The organism is Burkholderia sp. 22088 (assembly GCF_052045915.1).
Taxonomy (GTDB): Bacteria; Pseudomonadota; Gammaproteobacteria; order Burkholderiales; family Burkholderiaceae; genus Burkholderia; species Burkholderia cepacia.
Genome location: NZ_JBQEPY010000007.1, coordinates 260,765 through 280,468, shown reverse-complemented (window position 1 = coordinate 280,468; position 19,704 = coordinate 260,765). Strand labels below are relative to the sequence as shown.

General features: G+C 69.9%; 16 protein-coding genes. 12 read left to right on the top strand and 4 right to left on the bottom strand.

The window, feature by feature from the left end:
- Positions 1 to 2: 2 nt before the first annotated feature.
- Positions 3 to 1,091 carry an aldose epimerase family protein gene (locus ACTJLD_RS16035; protein ID WP_440659272.1) on the bottom strand — a complete coding sequence of 363 codons (1,089 nt, stop codon included), beginning with the start codon at positions 1,089 to 1,091 and terminating at the stop codon, positions 3 to 5.
- Between the two features lie 27 nt (positions 1,092 to 1,118).
- Entirely contained in the window at positions 1,119 to 2,312 is a 1,194-nt protein-coding gene (locus ACTJLD_RS16030) for a XylR family transcriptional regulator (RefSeq protein WP_440659271.1), read from the bottom strand.
- Positions 2,313 to 2,576: 264 nt separating this feature from the next.
- Between ACTJLD_RS16030 and xylA the strand changes: the two genes are divergently transcribed.
- The 6 genes from xylA to ACTJLD_RS16000 all read left to right on the top strand — a co-directional run bounded on the left by xylA (position 2,577) and on the right by ACTJLD_RS16000 (position 9,750).
- Positions 2,577 to 3,899, top strand: coding sequence for a xylose isomerase (gene xylA / locus ACTJLD_RS16025; RefSeq protein WP_136470824.1), 1,323 nt, complete (start codon positions 2,577 to 2,579; stop codon positions 3,897 to 3,899).
- A gap of 4 nt (positions 3,900 to 3,903) precedes the next feature.
- Positions 3,904 to 5,382: a xylulokinase gene (gene xylB, locus ACTJLD_RS16020; RefSeq protein ID WP_440659270.1), complete on the top strand. Its 1,479-nt coding sequence runs from the start codon at positions 3,904 to 3,906 to the stop codon at positions 5,380 to 5,382.
- Between the two features lie 119 nt (positions 5,383 to 5,501).
- On the top strand, positions 5,502 to 6,530 hold the full coding sequence (xylF, locus tag ACTJLD_RS16015; protein ID WP_440659269.1) for a D-xylose ABC transporter substrate-binding protein: 1,029 nt from the start codon (positions 5,502 to 5,504) through the stop codon (positions 6,528 to 6,530).
- A 60-nt stretch (positions 6,531 to 6,590) separates the two neighbouring features.
- Positions 6,591 to 8,150: a D-xylose ABC transporter ATP-binding protein gene (gene xylG, locus ACTJLD_RS16010; RefSeq protein WP_440659268.1), complete on the top strand. Its 1,560-nt coding sequence runs from the start codon at positions 6,591 to 6,593 to the stop codon at positions 8,148 to 8,150.
- Positions 8,147 to 9,382 (top strand): sugar ABC transporter permease, encoded by a 1,236-nt coding sequence (locus ACTJLD_RS16005; RefSeq protein ID WP_440659267.1) that lies wholly within the window; start codon positions 8,147 to 8,149, stop codon positions 9,380 to 9,382. Before xylG ends, ACTJLD_RS16005 begins: the two co-directional genes overlap by 4 nt.
- Before the next feature lie 38 nt (positions 9,383 to 9,420).
- Positions 9,421 to 9,750 (top strand): hypothetical protein, encoded by a 330-nt coding sequence (locus tag ACTJLD_RS16000; protein WP_185625792.1) that lies wholly within the window; start codon positions 9,421 to 9,423, stop codon positions 9,748 to 9,750.
- A gap of 163 nt (positions 9,751 to 9,913) precedes the next feature.
- Here the strand turns inward: ACTJLD_RS16000 and ACTJLD_RS15995 are convergent, their stop codons facing one another.
- Entirely contained in the window at positions 9,914 to 10,123 is a 210-nt protein-coding gene (locus ACTJLD_RS15995) for a hypothetical protein (RefSeq protein WP_244113688.1), read from the bottom strand.
- A 168-nt stretch (positions 10,124 to 10,291) separates the two neighbouring features.
- On the opposite strand from ACTJLD_RS15995, the gene ACTJLD_RS15990 reads away from it, so the two are divergent.
- From ACTJLD_RS15990 to ACTJLD_RS15965, 6 genes are all read left to right on the top strand, one after another.
- On the top strand, positions 10,292 to 11,788 hold the full coding sequence (locus ACTJLD_RS15990; RefSeq protein ID WP_136470830.1) for a sensor histidine kinase: 1,497 nt from the start codon (positions 10,292 to 10,294) through the stop codon (positions 11,786 to 11,788).
- Positions 11,770 to 13,155 (top strand): sigma-54-dependent transcriptional regulator, encoded by a 1,386-nt coding sequence (locus ACTJLD_RS15985; RefSeq protein ID WP_440659266.1) that lies wholly within the window; start codon positions 11,770 to 11,772, stop codon positions 13,153 to 13,155. The genes ACTJLD_RS15990 and ACTJLD_RS15985 overlap by 19 nt, the downstream gene beginning before the upstream one ends.
- A 372-nt stretch (positions 13,156 to 13,527) precedes the next feature.
- Positions 13,528 to 14,067 (top strand): hypothetical protein, encoded by a 540-nt coding sequence (locus ACTJLD_RS15980; RefSeq protein ID WP_230942829.1) that lies wholly within the window; start codon positions 13,528 to 13,530, stop codon positions 14,065 to 14,067.
- A 40-nt stretch (positions 14,068 to 14,107) separates the two neighbouring features.
- The gene (locus tag ACTJLD_RS15975) at positions 14,108 to 14,653 is read left to right on the top strand and encodes a hypothetical protein (protein WP_226187271.1); all 546 of its coding nucleotides are present in this window, start codon (positions 14,108 to 14,110) and stop codon (positions 14,651 to 14,653) included.
- A 13-nt stretch (positions 14,654 to 14,666) separates the two neighbouring features.
- Positions 14,667 to 15,932: an MFS transporter gene (locus ACTJLD_RS15970; protein WP_440659265.1), complete on the top strand. Its 1,266-nt coding sequence runs from the start codon at positions 14,667 to 14,669 to the stop codon at positions 15,930 to 15,932.
- 37 nt (positions 15,933 to 15,969) lie between these two features.
- Positions 15,970 to 17,223 carry an arsenic transporter gene (locus tag ACTJLD_RS15965; RefSeq protein ID WP_226181207.1) on the top strand — a complete coding sequence of 418 codons (1,254 nt, stop codon included), beginning with the start codon at positions 15,970 to 15,972 and terminating at the stop codon, positions 17,221 to 17,223.
- 54 nt (positions 17,224 to 17,277) lie between these two features.
- Here ACTJLD_RS15965 and ACTJLD_RS15960 read toward each other — a convergent pair whose 3' ends face one another.
- Complete coding sequence (locus tag ACTJLD_RS15960; RefSeq protein ID WP_440659264.1) at positions 17,278 to 19,383, bottom strand: TonB-dependent siderophore receptor; 2,106 nt, start codon at positions 19,381 to 19,383, stop codon at positions 17,278 to 17,280.
- Between the last annotated feature and the right edge of the window lie 321 nt (positions 19,384 to 19,704).

Genomic DNA, 19,704 nt, shown 5'->3' with positions numbered 1-19,704 from the left:
CGTCAGGCGCGAACGCCGACGCGGTACTGCGTGGTCTGTCGATAGACGGCGCCCGGATGAAGGATGACGGCGTCGCGCAGCTCGTCCATGTTGACCTGGTCCGGAAAGCCGCCGGCTTCGACGCACAGCGCGGCGTGTCGAGCGCAGCGCGTGCCGCCGCTCACGCGCACGCCGTCCAGGTAGTTGCCCGTATAGAGTTGCAGGCCGCGCTGATCCGTCGACACGAGCAGCTCGCGGCCGCTTTCGGGGTCGTAGATCGCCGCGACGGTCCTGAGCGCGTGCGCGCCGTCGCGCAGCACGAAACAGTGGTCGAACCCGCGCGCCCGCGCGAGCTGCGCATGCGGCCAGTCGAGGCGCGCGCCGAGCGGTGCGCTGTGCCGGAAGTCGAACGCGGTGCCGGTCACGTCGGCGGTGCCAGTCGGGATCAGCGCGTCGTCGACTTCGAGGAACGCGTCGGCGTCGATGCTCAGCACGTGGCCGCGCACGTCGCCGCCCGCGCGGCCGCTGAGGTTGAAGTAGCTGTGATTCGTCAGGTTGAGCGGCGTGGGCGCGTCGGTGACGCCGGTGTAGTCGATCGTCAGCGTGCCGTCGTCGTCGAGCGCGTAACGAACCTGCACGCTCACGTTGCCCGGAAAACCCGCGTCGCCTTCGGGCGAATCGAGTTGCAGCGTCAACCCGCCGCAATCGTCGACGACGGCCCAGCGCTGCCGGTGAAAGCCGTTCGCGCCGCCGTGCAGCAGATTGCCGCGCTCGTTGCGATCGAGCCGGTAGTCGACGCCGTCGAGCGTGAAGCGCGCGCCGGCGATCCGGTTCGCCCAGCGGCCGACCGTCGCGCCGAGGTAGGCGCCCGATTCGACGTATTCGGCGGGCGTGTCGTGCGCGAGCACGATATCGGCGAAGCGTCCGGCGCGGTCGGGCGCGAGCCACGACACGACGGTCGCGCCGAGGTCGCTGACGACGACGCGCATCCCGTGCGCGTTACGCAGCGTGTAGCGCCGCACCGCGTCGCCGTCGGGCAGCGTGCCCCACGGTTCGGAAGGGACGCGTGCGACGCCGGGCGCCGGGCGGGGAGAGTCGGTATCGATATGCATGGATGGATTCGATGGGTAAGGCCGGCTTCAGTGCGCGGCGATCGTGCGTTCCTGGTATTCGCGCGGCGTGCATCCCAGCTCGCGGCGGAATACCGCGTACATGTACTGAAGCGACGTGAACCCGCAGCGGATCGCGACTTCGGCGCTCGACGCCTGCCGGCCGGCAAGCAGCGCCTGCGCCGCTTCGAGTTTGTGGCGCAGGATTTCCTGGTGAACGGTGCGCTGCAGTTCGCGCCGGAAGTGCTCCTCCAGCAGCGAACGCGACACGCCGACGTAGTCGGCGACCTGTTCCGTCTTGATGCCCTGGCACGCGTACTGGCGAATGAAGTGGCGCGCGCGCATCACGTAGGGGCTCGTGAGCGGCTGGTGGCGCGTCGATTCGAGCACGTTGATCCCGACGGGCGGCACGAGAATGCGCCGGTCGGGAAAACGCACGCCGCGCAGCATCTGGTGCAGCAGGTGCGCGGCGGTCCGGCCCATTTCCTCGGTGCCCTGGATCACGGACGACAGCGGGATGCGTGTCAGCGTGCGCGTGAGCGGATCGTTGTCGATGCCGATGATCGCGACCTGTTCCGGCACCGCGAGGCCGGCGATCAGGCAGGCCTGCAGCAGGTGCCGCGCGCGTGCGTCGGTCACAGCGATGATGCCGACGGGTTTCGGCAGCGCGTGCAGCCAGCCGATCAACTGCTCGATCGCGTGATTCCATGCCGATGCGCTCGTCGACAGCCCGCGGTAGATCGGCGCGTCGAGGCCGTCCGCGCGCGCGAGCCGGTCGAACGCCAGCTCGCGCTGCTGCGCCCAGCGGTTCTGCTGCGCGTCGGGCAGGCTGTACATCGCGAAGTGCGCGAGCCCGGCGCCGATCAGGTGCGTGTACGCGAGCGACACGAGTTTCGCGTTGTCGGTCGCGATATACGGCATGCCGTCCGGATACTGCGCGGGATCTTCGTAGGACGAGCCGAGCGCGACGATCGGCAGCGGCGAGCCGGCGAGCGCGTCGGCGACGGCCGGATCGTCGAAGTCGGCAATGATGCCGTCGCCGTCGAAATGCTCGATGCCGGCGAGCCGGCAGCGGAAGTCGTCCTCGAGGAACAGGTCCCACACCACGCGCGTCGAGCGCAGGTACTGGCCGATGCCGCTGATGATCTCGCGGTCGTAGACCTTGTTGGCGTTGAACAGCAGCGCGATGCGGTGCGGTGTCTGGCTGGAAGGGGCGCGGGTCATCTCGGTCTCGAGGCGCGTGCCGTGCGGGGCGTCGCGCCGTTGTCTCCGGGGGCGCGGACGGTGCCGCGCGCTGGTCTGGTGTCCGGCGATTGTAGGACGGAACGCGTGCGGTGCGCAGCGCGCTGGCAAGAAACGTTAAGCGTGCTGCGCAATTTCGCAATTGCGGGGGCGGGGGCGCGCGGGCACGATCCAGCCAGACCGAATTCGGCCCGCACGCCAACGCGCCGCGCGCCGCACTGCAACAAGAAACCGGACGGAGACGCCATGTCGTATTTCGAACAGATTCCCGCGATTCGCTACGAAGGTCCGCAATCGGACAACCCGCTTGCCTACCGCCATTACGACCGCACGAAGCAGGTGCTCGGCAAGACGCTCGAGGAACACTTGCGCATCGCGGTGTGCTACTGGCACACGTTCGTGTGGCCGGGGCACGACATGTTCGGCCAGGGTGCGTTCCGGCGGCCGTGGCAGCAGCCGGGCGACCCGCTCGAGCGGGCGCGGCAGAAGGCGGATGCGGCGTTCGAGTTCTTCACGAAGCTCGGCACGCCGTTCTATACGTTCCACGACACCGACGTCGCGCCGGAGGGCGACAGCCTGCGCGAGTACGTCGAGAACTTCGCGCGGATGACGGACTACCTGGGCGAGCGTCAGCAGGCCACGGGCGTGCGGCTGCTGTGGGGCACCGCGAACCTGTTCTCGCATCCGCGCTTCGCGGCGGGCGCGGCGACCAACCCGAATCCCGACGTGTTCGCGTGGGCGGCGACCCAGGTGCGCCACGCGCTCGACGCGACGCACCGGCTCGGCGGCGAGAACTACGTGCTGTGGGGCGGTCGCGAAGGCTACGAGACGCTGCTCAATACCGATCTCGTGCGCGAGCGCGAGCAGTTCGCGCGCTTCCTGTCGATGGTCGTCGAGCACAAGCACCGGATCGGTTTCAAGGGCGCGCTGCTGATCGAGCCGAAGCCGCAGGAGCCGACCAAGCACCAGTACGACTACGACGTCGCGACCGTGCACGGTTTCCTCACGCAATACGGATTGCAGAACGAGATCCGCGTGAACATCGAGGCGAACCACGCGACGCTCGCCGGCCATTCGTTCCATCACGAGATCGCGAACGCCTTCGCGCTCGGCGTGTTCGGCAGCGTCGATGCGAATCGCGGCGATCCGCAGAACGGCTGGGACACCGACCAGTTCCCGAACAGCGTCGAGGAGCTGACCCTCGCGTTCTACGAGATCCTGCGCCATGGCGGCTTCACCACCGGCGGCATGAACTTCGACGCGAAGGTGCGGCGCCAGAGCGTCGATCCGGAAGACCTGTTCCACGGCCATGTGGGCGCGATCGACGTGCTCGCGCTCGCGCTCGAGCGCGCCGCTGTGCTGGTCGCGAACGACCGGCTCGACGCGCTGCGCCGGCAGCGCTACGCGCAGTGGGACAGCGCGTTCGGCCGCGAGATCCTGTCGGGCGGCTATACGCTTGAGTCGCTCGCCGCCGACGCGCTCGCGCGCGGCGTGAACCCGCAGCATGCGAGCGGCGGGCAGGAGCGGCTCGAGAACATCGTGAACCAGGCCATCTACGGGTTGCGCTGACGCCATGTACATCGGAGTCGACCTCGGTACGTCGGGCGTGAAGGCCGTGCTGCTCGACCGCGACGGCGCGGTGCGGGCCAGCGCGAGCCGGCCGCTGGCGGTGAGCCGGCCGCGGCCGCGCTGGTCCGAACAGGCGCCGCGCGACTGGTGGGACGCGGCGTGCGGCGCACTGGCGGCGCTCGTCGCCGATGCGCGCGCGGCCGGCATCGATCCGCGCGCCATCGATGCGCTCGGCCTGACCGGGCAGATGCACGGCGCGACGCTGCTCGATGCGCAGGGCGACGTGCTGCGCCCCGCGATCCTGTGGAACGACGGCCGCGCGGATGCGGAGTGCGCGGAACTCGAGCGGCGCGCGCCCACGCTGCGCGCCGTCGCCGGCAATCTCGCGATGCCGGGCTTTACCGCGCCGAAGCTGCTGTGGGTGCGCCGGCACGAGCCGGACGTGTTCGCGCGGATCGCCCATGTGCTGCTGCCGAAGGATTATCTGCGCTACCGGTTGACCGGCGCGTTCGCGACCGATCCGTCGGATGCGGCCGGCACGCTGTGGCTCGATGTCGCGAAGCGCGATTACGACGACACGCTGCTCGCCGCATGCGGGCTCTCGCGCGCGCAGATGCCCGCCGTGTTCGAGGGCAACCGCATTACCGGCACGCTGCTGCCGGCCGTCGCACGCACGCTCGGATTGCGTGAGATCCCGGTCGTCGCGGGCGGCGGCGACAACGCGGCCGGCGCGGTGGGCGTCGGCATCGTGCGGCCCGGCGACGCGCTGCTGTCGCTCGGCACGTCGGGCGTCTACTTCGCGGTGTCGGACGGCTTCCGCGCGAATCCCGAATCGGCGGTTCACAGTTTCTGTCACGCGTTGCCGCGCACCTGGCACCTGATGTCGGTGATGCTGAACGCGGCCGGCTGCGTCGATTTCACCGCGCAGCTGGCCGGCTACGACGGCGTTGCCGCGCTGCTCGCCGACGCGGAAGCGAACGCGCGCGCGGAGCGCCCGTGGTTCCTGCCTTACCTGAGCGGCGAGCGCACGCCGCACAACGACGTGAATGCGAAGGGCGTGTTCTACGGGATGACGCCCGATACGCGTCGCGCGGATCTCGCGAACGCGACGCTCGAAGGCGTCGGCTTCGCGCTGCTCGACGGGATCGACGCGCTGCATGCGGCCGGGCTCGCGCCCGACGGCATCACGGTGATCGGCGGCGGCTCGCGCAGCGCGTACTGGACGCAGATGCTGGCCGACCTGAGCGGCCGTGCGCTGACCTTGCGCGCGGGCGGCGAAGTCGGCCCGGCGCTCGGCGCCGCGCGGCTCGCGCATCTCGCGCTCGAACCGGATGCGCCGCTCGACGCGGTGTGCCCGCAGCCGCCCGTCGTCGCGGTACGGGAGCCCGACATGACACGCCACGCGTGGTATCGCGACGCGCGGCGGCCGACGTTTCGCGCGCTGTATCGGGCGCTCGAACCGGTGTTTGCGACAGGCGCGTGACGGGCGTGTGACAGGCCGCACGAAGCCGTGCCGCGCGGTGGCAAGACGATGGGCGACCGGCTTCGGCGGCTGCCCGGCGTTCGTGGAGTAGTCCAATAAAGAGAGGAATGGAGACAGACATGAAATCCGTAACGCGTCGTACCGTATTGAATGCACTGGCCGGCGCCGCCGCGCTGGCGATCCTCGCGCTGGGCGCACCGCTCGCGCATGCGAGCAAGGACAAGCCTGAAATCGGCTTCTGCATCGACGACCTGCGCGTCGAGCGCTGGTCGCGCGACCGCGACTATTTCGTGGCCGCCGCGACGAAGCTCGGCGCGAAGGTGTCCGTGCAGTCCGCGGACGCGAGCGAGGCGCGGCAGATCTCGCAGATCGAGAACCTGATCTCGCGCGGCGTGGACGTGATTGTGATCGTCCCGTTCAACTCGAAGACGCTCGGCAACGTGGTCGCCGAAGCGCGCAAGGCCGGCATCAAGGTGGTGTCGTACGACCGGCTGATCCTCGACGCCGACGTCGATGCGTATATCTCGTTCGACAACGAGAAGGTCGGCGAACTGCAGGCGCAGGGCGTCGTCGATGCGAAGCCGAAGGGCAACTATTTCCTGCTCGGCGGCGCGCCGACCGACAACAACGCGAAGATGCTGCGCGAAGGGCAGCTGAAGGTGCTGAAGCCGGCGATCGATCGCGGCGACATCAAGGTCGTCGGCCAGCAGTGGGTGCCGGAGTGGAGCGCGTCGACCGCGCTGCGGATCGTCGAGGATGCGCTGACCGCGAACAACAACAAGATCGACGCGATCGTCGCGTCGAACGACGGCACCGCGGGCGGCGCGATCCAGGCGCTCGCCGCGCAGCACCTGGCCGGCAAGGTGCCGGTGTCCGGGCAGGACGCGGATCTCGCCGCGGTCAAGCGCGTGATCGCCGGCACGCAGACGATGACCGTCTACAAGCCGCTCAAGCTGATCGCGAGCGAAGCGGCGAAACTCGCGGTGGATCTCGCGAAGGGCACGAAACCGGCGTTCAACGCGCAATACGACAACGGCAAGAAGAAGGTCGACACGGTGCTGCTGCAGCCGACGCTGTTGACCAAGCGCAACGTCGACGTCGTCGTGAAGGACGGCTTCTATACCCAGGCGCAGCTGGCGAGCCAGTAACGGCGCGGCGCGCGGGCGGCCCACCGGTGCGTCCGCGCGCACACTGCGAGGCATGAGCGAATGACCGAACCCTTGCTGACGATGCGCGGCATCGTCAAGGAATTCGACGGCGTGAAGGCGCTCGACGGCATCGACCTGGTGGTGCGGCCGGGCGAGTGCGTGGGGCTGTGCGGCGAGAACGGCGCGGGCAAATCGACGCTGATGAAGGTGCTGTCGGGCGTGTATCCGCACGGCACGTGGGAGGGCGAGATCCGCTGGGAGGGCGCGCCGCTCGTCGCGTCCGGCGTACGCGACACCGAGCGCGCGGGCATCGTGATCATCCACCAGGAACTGATGCTCGTGCCCGAGCTGTCGGTGGCCGAGAACATCTTTCTCGGCAACGAGATCACGCTGCCGGGCGGGCGCATGAACTATGCGGCGATGGTGCAGCGTGCCGAGGCGCTGCTGCACGAACTGCGGATCGACTCGATCAACGTCGCGCAGCCGGTGATGAACTACGGCGGCGGCCACCAGCAGCTGATCGAGATCGCGAAGGCGCTGAACAAGCGCGCGAAGCTGCTGATCCTCGACGAACCTTCGTCGTCGCTGAGCGCGTCCGAAACGCGCATCCTGCTCGACATCGTGCGCGACCTGAAGCGCCGCGGCGTCGCGTGCGTGTACATCTCGCACAAGCTCGACGAGGTCGAGGCGGTGTGCGACACGGTGACGGTGATCCGCGACGGCCGCCATGTCGCGACCGAGCCAATGCGCGCGCTGACGACCGACCGGATCATCGCGATGATGGTCGGCCGCGAGATTCGCGATTTGTACCCGCGCGAGCCGCACGAGATCGGCGACGTCGTGCTGGAAGCGCGCCACGTCACCTGCCGCGACGTGACGAACCCGCGCCGCAAGCGGGTGGACGACGTGTCGTTCAGCGTGCGGCGCGGCGAGATCCTCGGCGTCGCGGGGCTCGTCGGCGCGGGCCGGACCGAGCTGATGCAGGCGATCTTCGGCGCGTATCCGGGCGCGTGCACGGCGACCGTGCTGATGAACGGCCGGCCGCTGTCGATCCGCACGCCCGCCGATGCGATCCGCGCCGGCATCGCGATGGTGCCCGAGGACCGCAAGCGCCACGGCATCGTGCCGCAGCTCGGTGTCGGCCACAACATCACGCTGACGGTGCTGCGGCGCTTCGCGGCGCGCGGCCGGATCGACGCGGCCGCCGAGCTGGACGCGATCCGCACCGAGATGCAGCGGCTGTCGGTGCGTGCCGCGCATCCGTTCCTGCCGATCGCGAGCCTGTCCGGCGGCAACCAGCAGAAGGCCGTGCTCGCGAAGATGCTGCTGACCGAGCCGCAGGTGCTGATTCTCGACGAGCCGACGCGCGGCGTCGACGTGGGCGCGAAAGCGGAGATCTACCGCCTCGTGTTCGCGCTCGCGAAGCGCGGCGTCGCGCTGATCGTCGTGTCGTCGGAAATGCCCGAGGTGCTCGGGCTCGCCGATCGCGTGCTGGTGATCGGCGAAGGCGAGCTGCGCGGCGACTTCGTCAACGACGGCCTGACACAGGAACAGATCCTCGGCGCCGCGCTGAAATCCGGCCGGCGGCCGACCGAACCCACCGCAACGAGTGCGACATGAATTCCGAACTTTCTTCCTCCACCCCGGCGACGCAGGACGCGGATGCGCGCCGTTCAAGCGGTCACGAAGCAGGGCACCTGGCCGGGCGCTCGACCGGCAGCCAGCTTCGCCAGATATTCGTGCGCTACAAGATCCTCGCGCTGCTGCTCGCGGTCGCGGCGATCTGGGCATTCTTCTCGGTGCTGACCGACGGCGCATTCGTCACGCCGCGCAACGTGTCGAACCTGCTGCGGCAGATGTCGATCACCGGCATGCTCGCGTGCGGAATGGTGTTCGTGATCATCGCGGGCGAGATCGACCTGTCGGTCGGCTCGCTGCTCGGGCTGCTCGGCGGCGTCGCGGCGATCCTCGACGTGAACCGCCACTGGCCCGTCGCCGCGACGGTCCCGGCGGTGCTCGCGCTCGGTGTGCTGATCGGGCTTTTCAACGGCTGGTGGTCGACCTACCGGCGTGTGCCGTCGTTCATCGTCGGGCTCGGCGGGATGCTCGCGTTTCGCGGAATCCTGCTCGGCGTGACGGGCGGCTCGACGATCGCCCCGGTGTCTGACGGCTTCGTGTTCCTCGGGCAGGGTTACCTGCCGCGCGTGGCCGGCGACGGCCTCGCGCTGCTGCTGTTCGCGCTCGTCGTGCTGCTGGTCGTGCGCCAGCGCGGCACGCGGCACCGCTACCGGCTCGCGGTCGCGCCGCTGTGGCAGGACGCCGTCAAGATCGTGGGCGCGGGGGCCGTGCTGTTCGCGTTCGTCGCGACGCTCGACCGCTACGGCGGCATTCCGGTGCCGGTGCTGTTGCTGCTCGCGCTGCTCGGTGTGTTCTCGTGGATCGCGACGCAGACCGTGTTCGGCCGGCGCATTTATGCGGTGGGCTCGAATCTCGAGGCGACGCGGCTGTCCGGCGTCGATACCGACCGCGTGAAGCTCGCGATCTTCGCGCTGATGGGGCTGATGTGCGCGTTCGCCGGCATCGTGAACACCGCGCGGCTCGCGGCCGGTTCGCCGTCGGCGGGCACGATGGGCGAACTCGACGCGATCGCCGCGTGCTTCATCGGCGGCACGTCGATGCGCGGCGGCTCGGGCACCGTGTACGGCGCGCTGATCGGCGCGCTCGTGATGGCGAGCCTCGACAACGGCATGTCGATGCTCGACGTCGACGCGTACTGGCAGATGATCGTCAAGGGCGCGGTGCTGGTGCTGGCGGTGTGGATCGACGTGGTGTCGCGGTCGAACCGGCGGTGAGGCGTCGCGCCCTGGCCGCCCGTCAACGGGAGGTGGACATGAAACGGAACTCGGTACCGATGCGCGGGATCTCCATGCTGACGGCGTCGCCGCTCGCGACGCCGGCCGTCGAATACGATCACGGGGTCGCGCTCGGCCTGGGCGATCCGCGCGACCGCCGGATCATCGCGGATGCGCTGCGCACGCTGTTGCGGGAGCGCTCGGAAGCGCTCGCATTCGCGATGCGCGTGGCGGACGAGCACGATCGTCCGAGGCCGGACGCGAACGATTTCGCGCTGACCGACATCATCCGGCTCGCGCGCATCGTCGAGCGCGCGGAGCGATACGGCGACGCGATGAACGAGTCCGTTCCGGGCGCTGCGCGCTGATACATGAATGGCCTGGCCGGCGCCGTTCGCGCGAGATTGTGCGTCGACAGAACAATTTCGCACTGGAAAGCGGCTGAAGCGGGCGTCGACACGATCCGTGGTCGCGGCCCGGCTCGTTTTGCCGTCGCGACGGCGAAACCTCCCGAACGCGCGCGGGCGACCGTTACGGCAGCGGTGCACCCCACACCGCGCTCACGTCGCCGCCGAGCCGCCATTCGCTGAACGGGCGGCGCGGCGCGATGATCGCCGGCAGGCGGCGATCGCCGAAGCGCGCATAGTACGGCTCGACCCAGCTCAGCTCGTCGCGGAACGTCCACGGGAACAGGTCCTGCCTGACCGGCGTGATCGTCCTGAAACTGTCGGGATTTTCCACCGCGTCGGGCCGGAGGCAGTCTAGCGGTTCGATCTTTCAGCGGCCTTTCCCGATGGCGGCCGCTGCCGTCCGGCGCGATGGCCTGCCCGATCCGGCAGGCCGGCGGCGCGGGTCCCGGCGTCGTATGCTTTACGTTATCCTGTCGCCCTCGACCGCCTGCCCGATCCGATGAAGCGTCCGCCGTTTTCCACTCAACTCGTCATGCTCTGGGCGCTCGTCGCGACGCTCTGCGCGACGCTCGTCGCGGTCGTCTGGGTGATGGCCAGTTCCGCCGAAGGGCAGCAGATCGCCGGCGCGCGGGCCGCGGGCGAAGCGGCCTGCGAAGCGGTCGCGTCGCGCTACGATGCGTCCGCGCCGGCCGGCGCGCAGCCCGATTCGGCGCTGATGCATGCGATTCTCGATATCGTTTTGGCGCGCGCGCCGGACATGGAAGGCGGTTTCTGGACGGCCGGCGGCGCACCCGCGGCGAGCGGTTTTCTTGCGTATTCCTTTCCGACTTATCAAGGCAGCGGCATCAAGCGCGACGTGCCGGACGCGGAAACGCCGCTGATTCTCCGCACGCTGCGCGCGGCCGCCGCGACGCGTGCCACGACGTCGAATGCCGTCGAGGGCGCGCAGGATGCCGTGATCGCGGCGGCGTGTCCGGTCCGCGCCGGATCGGGCCTGTTCGTCTGGATGCTGACGCGCGCCCGCCCGCCGCTCGGCCGGCACGGCGAGCTGCTGGCGACGGGCCTTGCCGGCGTGCTCGCGGTGATTCTCGCGATCGCGGCGGCGCTCGCCATCGCGCTGCGGCGCTGGAAGGGCAATCTCGCGCGGATCGAAGCCGGGTTGGCGCCCGACGGCCGCGCACCGCACTTACCGTATGTCGGCGAGCCCGATCTCGACCGGATCATCGATGCGTTCAACACGCATGCGCGGCGCGCCGAGCAACTGCAACAGCAGGCCGCCGAACTCCGCACGCGGCTCGCGCAGGCGGAACGCTTCGGGATGCTCGGCAAACTGGCCGCGCAGGTCGCGCACGAGATTCGCAACCCGATGGGCGCAATGCGCCTGAAAGCCGAAAACGCGCTGGCCGGCGACAGCCGACGGCAGCAGGACGCGCTGCGCGTGATCCTGGCGCAGATCGAACGCATCGATGCGCAGCTGTCGGGCCTGCTCGCGCTGACGCAACCGGTCAGCCCGCATGCGACGCGCGTCGATGTCGACGCGTGGCTCGCGCAGGTCGTCGACGCGCACCGCGAGCTGGCGCAGCGGCAGGCGATCGATCTCGCATGGCTGCCCGGCGAGCAGGGCGAACGCCTTGCGCAGCCCGCCGCGTTCCCCGTGTTCGATCCCGACCAGATGCGCCGCGCGCTCGACAACCTGTTGCTCAATGCGCTGCGCCATGCCGGCGACGGCGGTGCGGTCACGCTCGCCGCCGCGCGTCGCACGTTCGCCGGACGCGACTGGCTGAGGATCACCGTGTCGGATACCGGCCCCGGGGTTCCCGCCGAGCAGCGCGAGCGGATTTTCGAGCCGTTCGTGACGGGGCGGGCGGACGGCACCGGCCTCGGTCTTGCCGTCGTCCGCGAAGTGGCCGCGGCGCATGGCGGTCAGGCCTGGCTCGACGACGTTCCGCACGGCGCATCCTTCGTCATTGAAATCCCATGGCAACCATCCTCATAGTCGACGACGACGCGGCATTTCGCGACGGCCTGGCCGAGACGCTCGCCGATCTCGGTCATCGGGTCGTCGAAGCCGAAGCCGGGCGCGCGGCGTTGAGCGCACTGCGCGACGGCGGCCGCGTCGACTGCATCTTTCTGGATTTCCGCTTGCCCGACCTCGACGGGCTCGCGGTGCTCGCGCAGTTGCGCGACGATCCCGCGCTGGCCGCGATCCCGGTCGTGATGCTGACCGCGCATGCGACCAGCGACAACACGATCGACGCGATGCGGCTCGGCGCGTTCGATCACCTGACCAAGCCGATCGGGCGTCGCGACATCGCACAACTGCTCGCGCGCGTCGTTTCCGCGAACACACCGCCGGCGGCCGTCGAGCCGCACGGCGGCGGGTTTGCGCGCGAACCCGCGTCGGCCCGCCCCCGGCTGCTGGGCGTGAGCGCCGCGATGCGCGACGTGCAGAAGCAGATCGGCCGGGCCGCGACGAGCGACGCGACCGTGCTCGTCACCGGCGAGACGGGCACCGGCAAGGAAGTGGCGGCGCGCGTGTTGCATGCCGCGTCGATGCGGCATGCCGGGCCGTTCGTCGCGGTCAACTGCGCGGCGATTCCGGCCGACCTGCTCGAAAGCGAACTGTTCGGGCATCGACGCGGCGCGTTTACGGGGGCGCACGTCGATCGCGCCGGGCGGCTCGTCGAGGCCGACGGCGGCACGCTGTTTCTCGACGAGATCGGCGACATGCCCACGGCCATGCAGGCCAAGCTGTTGCGCGCGCTGCAGGAGCGCGAGGTGACGCCGCTCGGCGCGGATCGTCCGACGGCGATCGACATCCGGGTGGTGGCCGCGACGCACCGCGATCTCGCCGAGGCCGTCGCGAACGGCACGTTTCGCGAAGACCTGTTCTACCGGCTGAACGTGATTCCGCTGCACCTGCCGCCGCTCGCGGATCGCGTGGCCGACATCCTGCCGCTGGCCGCGCATTTCCTGGCGTGCGCGGCAGGCGCGCGCCCGTTGCACCTGACGAACGACGCACAGCGGGCGCTGCTCGATCATCGCTGGCCCGGCAACGTGCGTGAGCTGCGCAACGTGATGGAGCGGGCAGCCGCGCTGGCGCCCGGGCCGGCCATCGGCGCGGCCGATCTCGGGCTCGGCGTCGTGGCGGCGCCGGCGCCCGGCGGCGACGCGCTTGCGCTGCCCGCGCCGCTGTTCGACATGCCGTTGCCCGACGCGCTGGCGGCGGTCGAGCGCGCCGCGATCCTGCGCGCGCTCGAGCGCGCGAACGGCAATCGCGCGGAGGCGGCACGGCAGCTCGGCATCGGCCGTCAGTCGCTCTATGCGCGCATGGCCCATCTGGGTATCGAGCGCGACGAGTAGCGGTGCCATGACGCCTGTCGGCATTCCCGACAACGGCGGGTAAGACGTGTCGGGAATCCCGACACGTTGTGCACGGTTCATGGTTCGATACGCCGCCCGGCGGGCACGTGCGTGCTGGCACGCATGTTGCAGATATCACGGCATCGCAACCCGTTGCCGGAGCCCGTCATGAAGTCGATCCCACGCGTCGCCGTTCGCCGCAGCTGTGTCGGACTCTGTGCCGCCGCGCTGATCGCGGCGGCGACAGCCTGCGCCGCGCAGATTCCACCTCCGCCGCGTGCGGACGAACCATCCGGTGCGCCGCCGCGCGCCGGTTTCGAACCGGCTCCTCTTCCGCCTCCGCCGCTGTCGCCCGTCGCCTCCGACACACTCGTGTCCGGCACGCTTTCGCGCCTGACGATCAACCCGGAAGGCGCGGTCGACGGTTTCGTGCTGACCGACGGTACGCTCGTCGGCGTGCCGCCGCATCTCGGCACGCAGCTGATCGCGCTCGCGCGGCCGGGCGACCGGGTAACGGTGGCCGGCGAACGTCGCGTCGGCGACGACATCCACGCGCGCGTCGTGCGCAACGACCGCAGCGGCGCATCGTTGTCCGACCAGCCGCCGCCATCCGCCGCGCCGATGCCGCCCGCGCTGCGCGGCGTCAATCTGGCCCGGCTCAGCGTGTCGGGTGTCGTGCGGCGCGTCATGCGCGCACCACGCGGCGAGCCGGACGGCGTGATGCTCGACAGCGGCGCGATCGTCAAGCTGACGGTGCCGGCCGCGCAGCAGTTCGGCGCGCTGCTCGTACCCGGCGCGCGCGTTGCCGCGGTCGGATACGGCACGCGCAATGCCTACGGCGAAGCGCTGCAGGCCACCGCATTCGGCTCGCCGGGCCGCGTCGTGAATCTTTATGACGACGTCGTGCGCTGATCGCGCGTCGTTTTCCTGCCATCCCACAAGGAGTCCTGCCATGCACTGGATCGATCCCGCCTGCCTGCCCGAAACGCGCGGCCGCGTCACACAGTTCCTGCTCAACCCGCACGGGGACATCGACGGCCTGATCCTGAACGGCGACCTGCAGGTTCACGTGCCGCCGCACCTGGGCCGCGAACTGGTTCGCCATGTCGAGGTGGGCGACCGCATTCGCGTGCGCGGCGCCAAGTCGCGCGGCGCCGCGATGATCGTGGCGGTGCAGCTGACCGGGCGCCACGGCGTCGACATCGTCGACAACGGGCCCGTGCCCGGTGCGCCGAAGCCGCCGCATGGCGGCCGCAAGCTGATGGAGATGAGCGGCGAAGTCGCGTTCGCGCTGCACGGCCCGAAAGGCGAGCTGAACGGCGCGTTGCTGACGAACGGTGTCGTGCTGCGGATGCCGCCGCATGCGGCAGCCGAGCTGAGCGACTATCTGCGCGCCGGTATCCACGTCATGGCGTGGGGGCAAGGCGTCGTCACGCGGTACGGCGCCGTGCTCGAAGTGAGCGAGATCGCCGAGCTCGTCGACGCGGACGACGAATGACTGCCCGTCGACGATGAGAGCGGCGCGCGCGCTCGAGGCGCTCAATTTCTTCCTGGCCGACGTGCAGGCGGGCATCGGCCCGTTCATCGGCGTGATCCTGCTGTCGCGCGGCTGGAGTGCCGACGCGATCGGCTCGGTCATGACGCTGGCCGGGCTCGCCGCGATGGCCGCGACGCCGCCGGCCGGCGCGCTCGTCGATGCGCTGCGCGCGAAGCGCGCGCTGATCGTCACGGCCACCGCCGTGACGGCGCTGGCCTCGCTGGCGCTGATGTTCGCCGACGGTTATCCGGCGGTGGCGGCGTCACAGATCCTGGCCGCCGTCGGCGGCGCGGCGCTGGCGCCGGCCGTCGCGGGCGTGACGCTCGGCATCGCGCGCCGGCAGGGTTTCGACCGGCAGTTCGGCCGCAACCAGATGGCGAACCATGCGGGCAACGTGGTCGGCGCGGCGCTCGCCGGATGGCTCGGCTGGCATGCGGGATTCGATGCGGTGTTCGCGCTCGTCGCCGTGTTCACGCTCCTCGCGATCGCGAGTACGTTGGCGATTCCCGCACGGGCCATCGACCACGCGTGCGCACGCGGCCTCGACATGGACCATGTCGAGCCGCGAACGCATGCCGTACGCGATGATCCGCCCATGGGCGCGTCGGCGCCGCACGCCGGCGGCTGGCGCACGCTCGCCTCGAACCGGCCGCTGGTCCTGCTCGGCGCGTCGCTCGCGCTGTTTCATCTCGGCAACGCGGCGATGCTGCCGCTCTACGGGATGGGCGTGGTCGCCACGCATCGCAGCAACGCGAGCATGTTCACCGCGCAAACCATCGTTATCGCGCAGCTCGTGATGATCGCGGCCGCTTGGGTCGCGCCCCGGCTGATTCGCGTGCATGGTTATTGGCGCGTGCTGCTGCTTTCCTACCTGGTATTGCCGGTGCGGGGCGTGCTTGCCGCCACGCTGATGAGCGAGGCGGGCGTCTGGCCGGTGCAGGTGCTCGACGGGATCGGTGCCGGCCTGCAAAGCGTCGTCGTGCCGGCGCTCGTCGTGCGCCTGCTGCACGGCTCCGGCCGCGTGAACGCCGGGCAGGGCGCCGTCGCGACCGCGCAAGGGATCGGCACGGCGCTCAGTCCCGTGCTGGGCGGCGTGCTCGCGCAGCACTTCGGTTATCCGGTCGCATTCGTCGTGCTGGGCGCCGTGTCGACGGGCGCGCTCGCGCTCTGGCTCGGTCACGCGCGAGCGCTGAGCAGCGTGTGCGGCAAGCCGGCCGACCTGCCGGCCGCGTCGTCCTGAACGTGCTTTCCCTCTCCATGCGATTCCCGACCTGCCCATGAATTCCGTTTCACTTGCATGGCTGATTTCCGCGCTCGCCACGGCGGGCGTCATCGCCCGCCCGTTCGGCTGGCCCGAGGCGACCTGGGCCGTGAGCGGCGCGTTGCTGCTGGTCGTGTGCGGCCTGTTGCCGGTGCATCCGGCGCTCGACGCCGTCGCGAAGGGCGGCGACGTGTACCTGTTCCTGACCGGCATGATGCTGCTGTCCGAGGTCGCGCGGCGCGAAGGGCTGTTCGACTGGGTCGCGACGCGCGTCGTCAATCTCGCGCAGGGTTCGCCCCGACGCCTGTTCGCGCTCGTCTACCTGGTGGGCATCGTGACGACGGTCTTCCTGTCGAACGATGCGACCGCCGTCGTGCTGACGCCCGCGGTCATCGCGGCCGCGCGCCGGGCGAAGGCGAATCCGCTGCCGCTGCTGTACATCTGCGCGTTCGTCGCGAACGCGGCGAGTTTCGTGCTGCCGATCTCGAACCCCGCGAATCTCGTGCTGTACGGCGCGCGCATGCCGTCGCTCGGCGTATGGCTGGCCCACTTCGCGATCCCGTCCGTCGCATCGATCGCATGCACGTTCCTGATGCTTCGGATGACCCAGCGGCACGCGCTCGGCGGCCGTTGCGAATCCGGTTTGCCGACCCGGCCGCTCACCGGCGGCGGGCGCATCGCGCTGGCCGGCATCGCGATCACGGCCGCCGCGCTGATGACGGTGTCGGCGCTCGATCTTCCGCTCGGGTTGCCGACCGCGGCGGCGGGGATCGTCACCGTCGCATGCGTGCTGGTCAAGGATCGCACCGCGTGCGTGCCGATCGTTCGCGCGATTTCATGGAGCGTGTTGCCGCTCGTCGCGGGGCTGTTCGTACTCGTCGAGGCGCTCGACCGGAGCGGCGCGGTGCGTGCGCTCGCCGGGCTGCTGCGCGCGCTGACGGCAAGCGGCGAGCAGACCGCCGCGGCCGCGGCGGGCGTTGCGATCGCGCTGGCGTCGAACCTGGTCAACAACCTGCCTGCCGGGCTCATCGCGAGTTCGACGGTCGACGCCGCGCGCAGCCCGCAAACGGTGATCGACGCGATCCTGATCGGCGTCGACCTGGGGCCGAACCTGTCCGTCACCGGATCGCTCGCGACGATTCTGTGGCTCGCGGCCATCCGGCGCGAAGGGTTGCGGGTCGGGTTCGGCGCGTTCCTCGCGGTCGGCGCGTGCGTGATGTTGCCGGCCTTGCTGCTCGCGCTGGCGGCGCGGCTCGCGCTCGGTGCGTGAAGCGCGTGAGTCGAATGACGCGCATGAGGCGCGGCGCAGGCCGGCCAACCCCCGCTAGAACGTATAGGCGAGCGACGCGAACAGGCTGCGCGGCGCGCCCGGCGTGACCCACAAGCTGTTGTAGGAGCTGACGTAGGTGGTGCGGTTGAACAGGTTGTTCAGCACGACCGACGCACGCAGGTGCTTGTTGACCTGCACATAGCCGTTCAGCTGCACGGTCGCATAGGCCGGCAGCTCGAACCCGTCCTGCGTGTTCGCGGTATTGCCGGCCCGGCGCCCGACGTAGATCAGGCCGGCGCCGGCGCCGGCCTTGTCCGCGAACGGTACCGCGGTTTCGTACAGGAGCAGCGCGCTGCCGCTCAGGCGCGGAATGTCGACGAGGCGTGCGCCGGGTGTCAGCACCGCGTCGTGCGTGACTTCGGCGTCGACATACGCAAGGTTGACGAGGCCGCGCACGCCGTGGCCGAGATCGCCGTTCCATTCGAATTCGACGCCGCGGCTGCGCACCTCGCCGGCCGCGCGCGAGAAGCCGGCGTTCGCCGGATCGGCGGTCAGCACGTTGCGCTTAGTGACGTAGAACGCCGCGACGGTCGCGAGCCAGCGCGCGCCGGCCCATTTCGCGCCGGCTTCGTAGCCGTGCCCCTTCTCCGGATCGAACGCGCGGCCGTCGACGTCGGCGCCGTTGTTCGGCCGGAACGAATACGCGGTGTTCGCATAGAACGACAGGGCGGGGCTCATCTCGTACACGATGCCGATGCGCGGGCTCAACGCGGTCTGCACCTGGCTGCTCGTCGTGTCTTTCAGGCGGTTCTCGACCGACTGGTGGAAGCGATCCCAGCGCAGCCCGGCGAGGATTTTCCAGTGCGGGCCGAACGCGAGCGTGTCCTGCGCGTAGAGCCCCTGGCCGTCGTCGCGCTCGAGCAGGTTGGTCGCGGTGCGCGGTGTGGGCGCCGGCTGGCCGTAGACGGGATCGAAGATGTCGATCGCATACGGCGCGGCGGCCGTGGGCGTCGAGCGCGCGACGAACTGGTCGTAGTTGAAGCGGTATGCATCGACGCCCAGCACGAGCGTGTGGCCGATGCCGCCGGTGCGGAACTTGCCGGCCGTTTCGACGCGGCCCTGCAGGTCGTTCGAATGAAACGCGACTTGCCGGTAGCGGCGCCACAGCGTGCGGCCGTCCGGCTGCAGCGCGAATGCCTCGGACGAGCGGCCGGACAGGTCGGTGGTGCGCTGCGCGAACCCGGCGTTGACCGACCAGTTCGCATCGACGCGATGCTCGAGCGTGAACTGATGGCCCGTGTTGCGCACGTCGTAGTCGCCGTCGCGCGGCTCGCCGAGGAAGCGCGATGCGGGAATCGCACCGAGCTGCCCGCCCACCGCGACCACGCCGCGATCGAGCGGCGCGCGCTGGCGCGCACTCTCGAATTCGTAATGAAGCGTCGTGTCGGCGCCGATGTCCCACGTGAACGACGGCGCGAACAGGTAGCGTTTGCTCGACACGGTATCGCGGAAGCTGCCGTTGTTCTCGTTCATCGCGACGAAGCGGTACGCGAGCGACTTCGTCACGGGGCCGGTCGAATCGAGCGTCTCGCGCAATGCGCCGTAGCTGCCGGCCGACACGCCGACGGTGTTCGCGCGCGCGAACTGCGGCTGCTTCGTCGTGTAGCTGATGAGCCCGCCCGGATCGCCGCGCCCGTACAGCGCCGACGCGGGCCCCTTGAGCACTTCCATGCGCTCGAGGTTGGCGGTGTCGCGCGGCACGCTGATCCCGCGATTCCACGAAAAGCCGTTGACGAGGTAGTCGGTGCCGGACGTGTTGCCGTCGCCGGCGAAGCCGCGCACCGCGTAGTTGTCCCAAAGACCGCCGAAGTTGTTCTGCCGCGCGACGCCCGCGACCCAGTCGTACAGGTCCTCGCCGCGCGTCGCCGCGACCGTGCGCACGAGTTTCGCATCGACGCTGCTGACCGCGAACGGGATCTCCATCACGTCCGCGTCGCCGCGCGTCGCGCTCGTCGAGTCACGCGTGCGAAACGGTGCGCTCGCGCGCTGCCCCGAGATCTCGATGGCCGGCAGCGTCGCCTCCTGCGCGTCGGCCGTGCCCACGCCGGCCGCGCCGACGACGATGGCCATCGGTGCGGCCGCCCAGTTCTTCCTGCTCATACCCGGTCCTCTGATGTGGTTGGCGTTCGGGCACGGCGGACGGCTTCGCATCGGCAACTGTGTTCCAAACAGTACATTTGCGCGGCAATTTAATGCAAATGAGAGGCATTTGCAATCGTAATTTTGAGGATTGGTACGGGGAGCGAAACGGTGGGGCGCACGGATGCGAGCGAGGGGATGGGTGGATTTCCTGAAATGCCGAACGGCGGGGAAAACAAACCATGGCGTGGTGACGGCCGGATAGCGCTTTCGTCACGCCTGCGCGAGAAATATGAGTGAAATTGCAGGGGGCACGGCGCCACGCGATGCACGACACCGCGC

What these genes read in the sequence shown, in the direction of transcription:
- ACTJLD_RS16035 (WP_440659272.1), bottom strand. Translation starts at nt 1,091, where the DNA reads ATGCATATCGATACCGACTCTCCCCGCCCGGCGCCCGGCGTCGCACGC.
- ACTJLD_RS16030 (WP_440659271.1), bottom strand. Translation starts at nt 2,312, where the DNA reads ATGACCCGCGCCCCTTCCAGCCAGACACCGCACCGCATCGCGCTGCTG.
- xylA (WP_136470824.1), top strand. Translation starts at nt 2,577, where the DNA reads ATGTCGTATTTCGAACAGATTCCCGCGATTCGCTACGAAGGTCCGCAA.
- xylB (WP_440659270.1), top strand. Translation starts at nt 3,904, where the DNA reads ATGTACATCGGAGTCGACCTCGGTACGTCGGGCGTGAAGGCCGTGCTG.
- xylF (WP_440659269.1), top strand. Translation starts at nt 5,502, where the DNA reads ATGAAATCCGTAACGCGTCGTACCGTATTGAATGCACTGGCCGGCGCC.
- xylG (WP_440659268.1), top strand. Translation starts at nt 6,591, where the DNA reads ATGACCGAACCCTTGCTGACGATGCGCGGCATCGTCAAGGAATTCGAC.
- ACTJLD_RS16005 (WP_440659267.1), top strand. Translation starts at nt 8,147, where the DNA reads ATGAATTCCGAACTTTCTTCCTCCACCCCGGCGACGCAGGACGCGGAT.
- ACTJLD_RS16000 (WP_185625792.1), top strand. Translation starts at nt 9,421, where the DNA reads ATGAAACGGAACTCGGTACCGATGCGCGGGATCTCCATGCTGACGGCG.
- ACTJLD_RS15990 (WP_136470830.1), top strand. Translation starts at nt 10,292, where the DNA reads ATGAAGCGTCCGCCGTTTTCCACTCAACTCGTCATGCTCTGGGCGCTC.
- ACTJLD_RS15985 (WP_440659266.1), top strand. Translation starts at nt 11,770, where the DNA reads ATGGCAACCATCCTCATAGTCGACGACGACGCGGCATTTCGCGACGGC.
- ACTJLD_RS15975 (WP_226187271.1), top strand. Translation starts at nt 14,108, where the DNA reads ATGCACTGGATCGATCCCGCCTGCCTGCCCGAAACGCGCGGCCGCGTC.
- ACTJLD_RS15970 (WP_440659265.1), top strand. Translation starts at nt 14,667, where the DNA reads ATGAGAGCGGCGCGCGCGCTCGAGGCGCTCAATTTCTTCCTGGCCGAC.
- ACTJLD_RS15965 (WP_226181207.1), top strand. Translation starts at nt 15,970, where the DNA reads ATGAATTCCGTTTCACTTGCATGGCTGATTTCCGCGCTCGCCACGGCG.
- ACTJLD_RS15960 (WP_440659264.1), bottom strand. Translation starts at nt 19,383, where the DNA reads ATGAGCAGGAAGAACTGGGCGGCCGCACCGATGGCCATCGTCGTCGGC.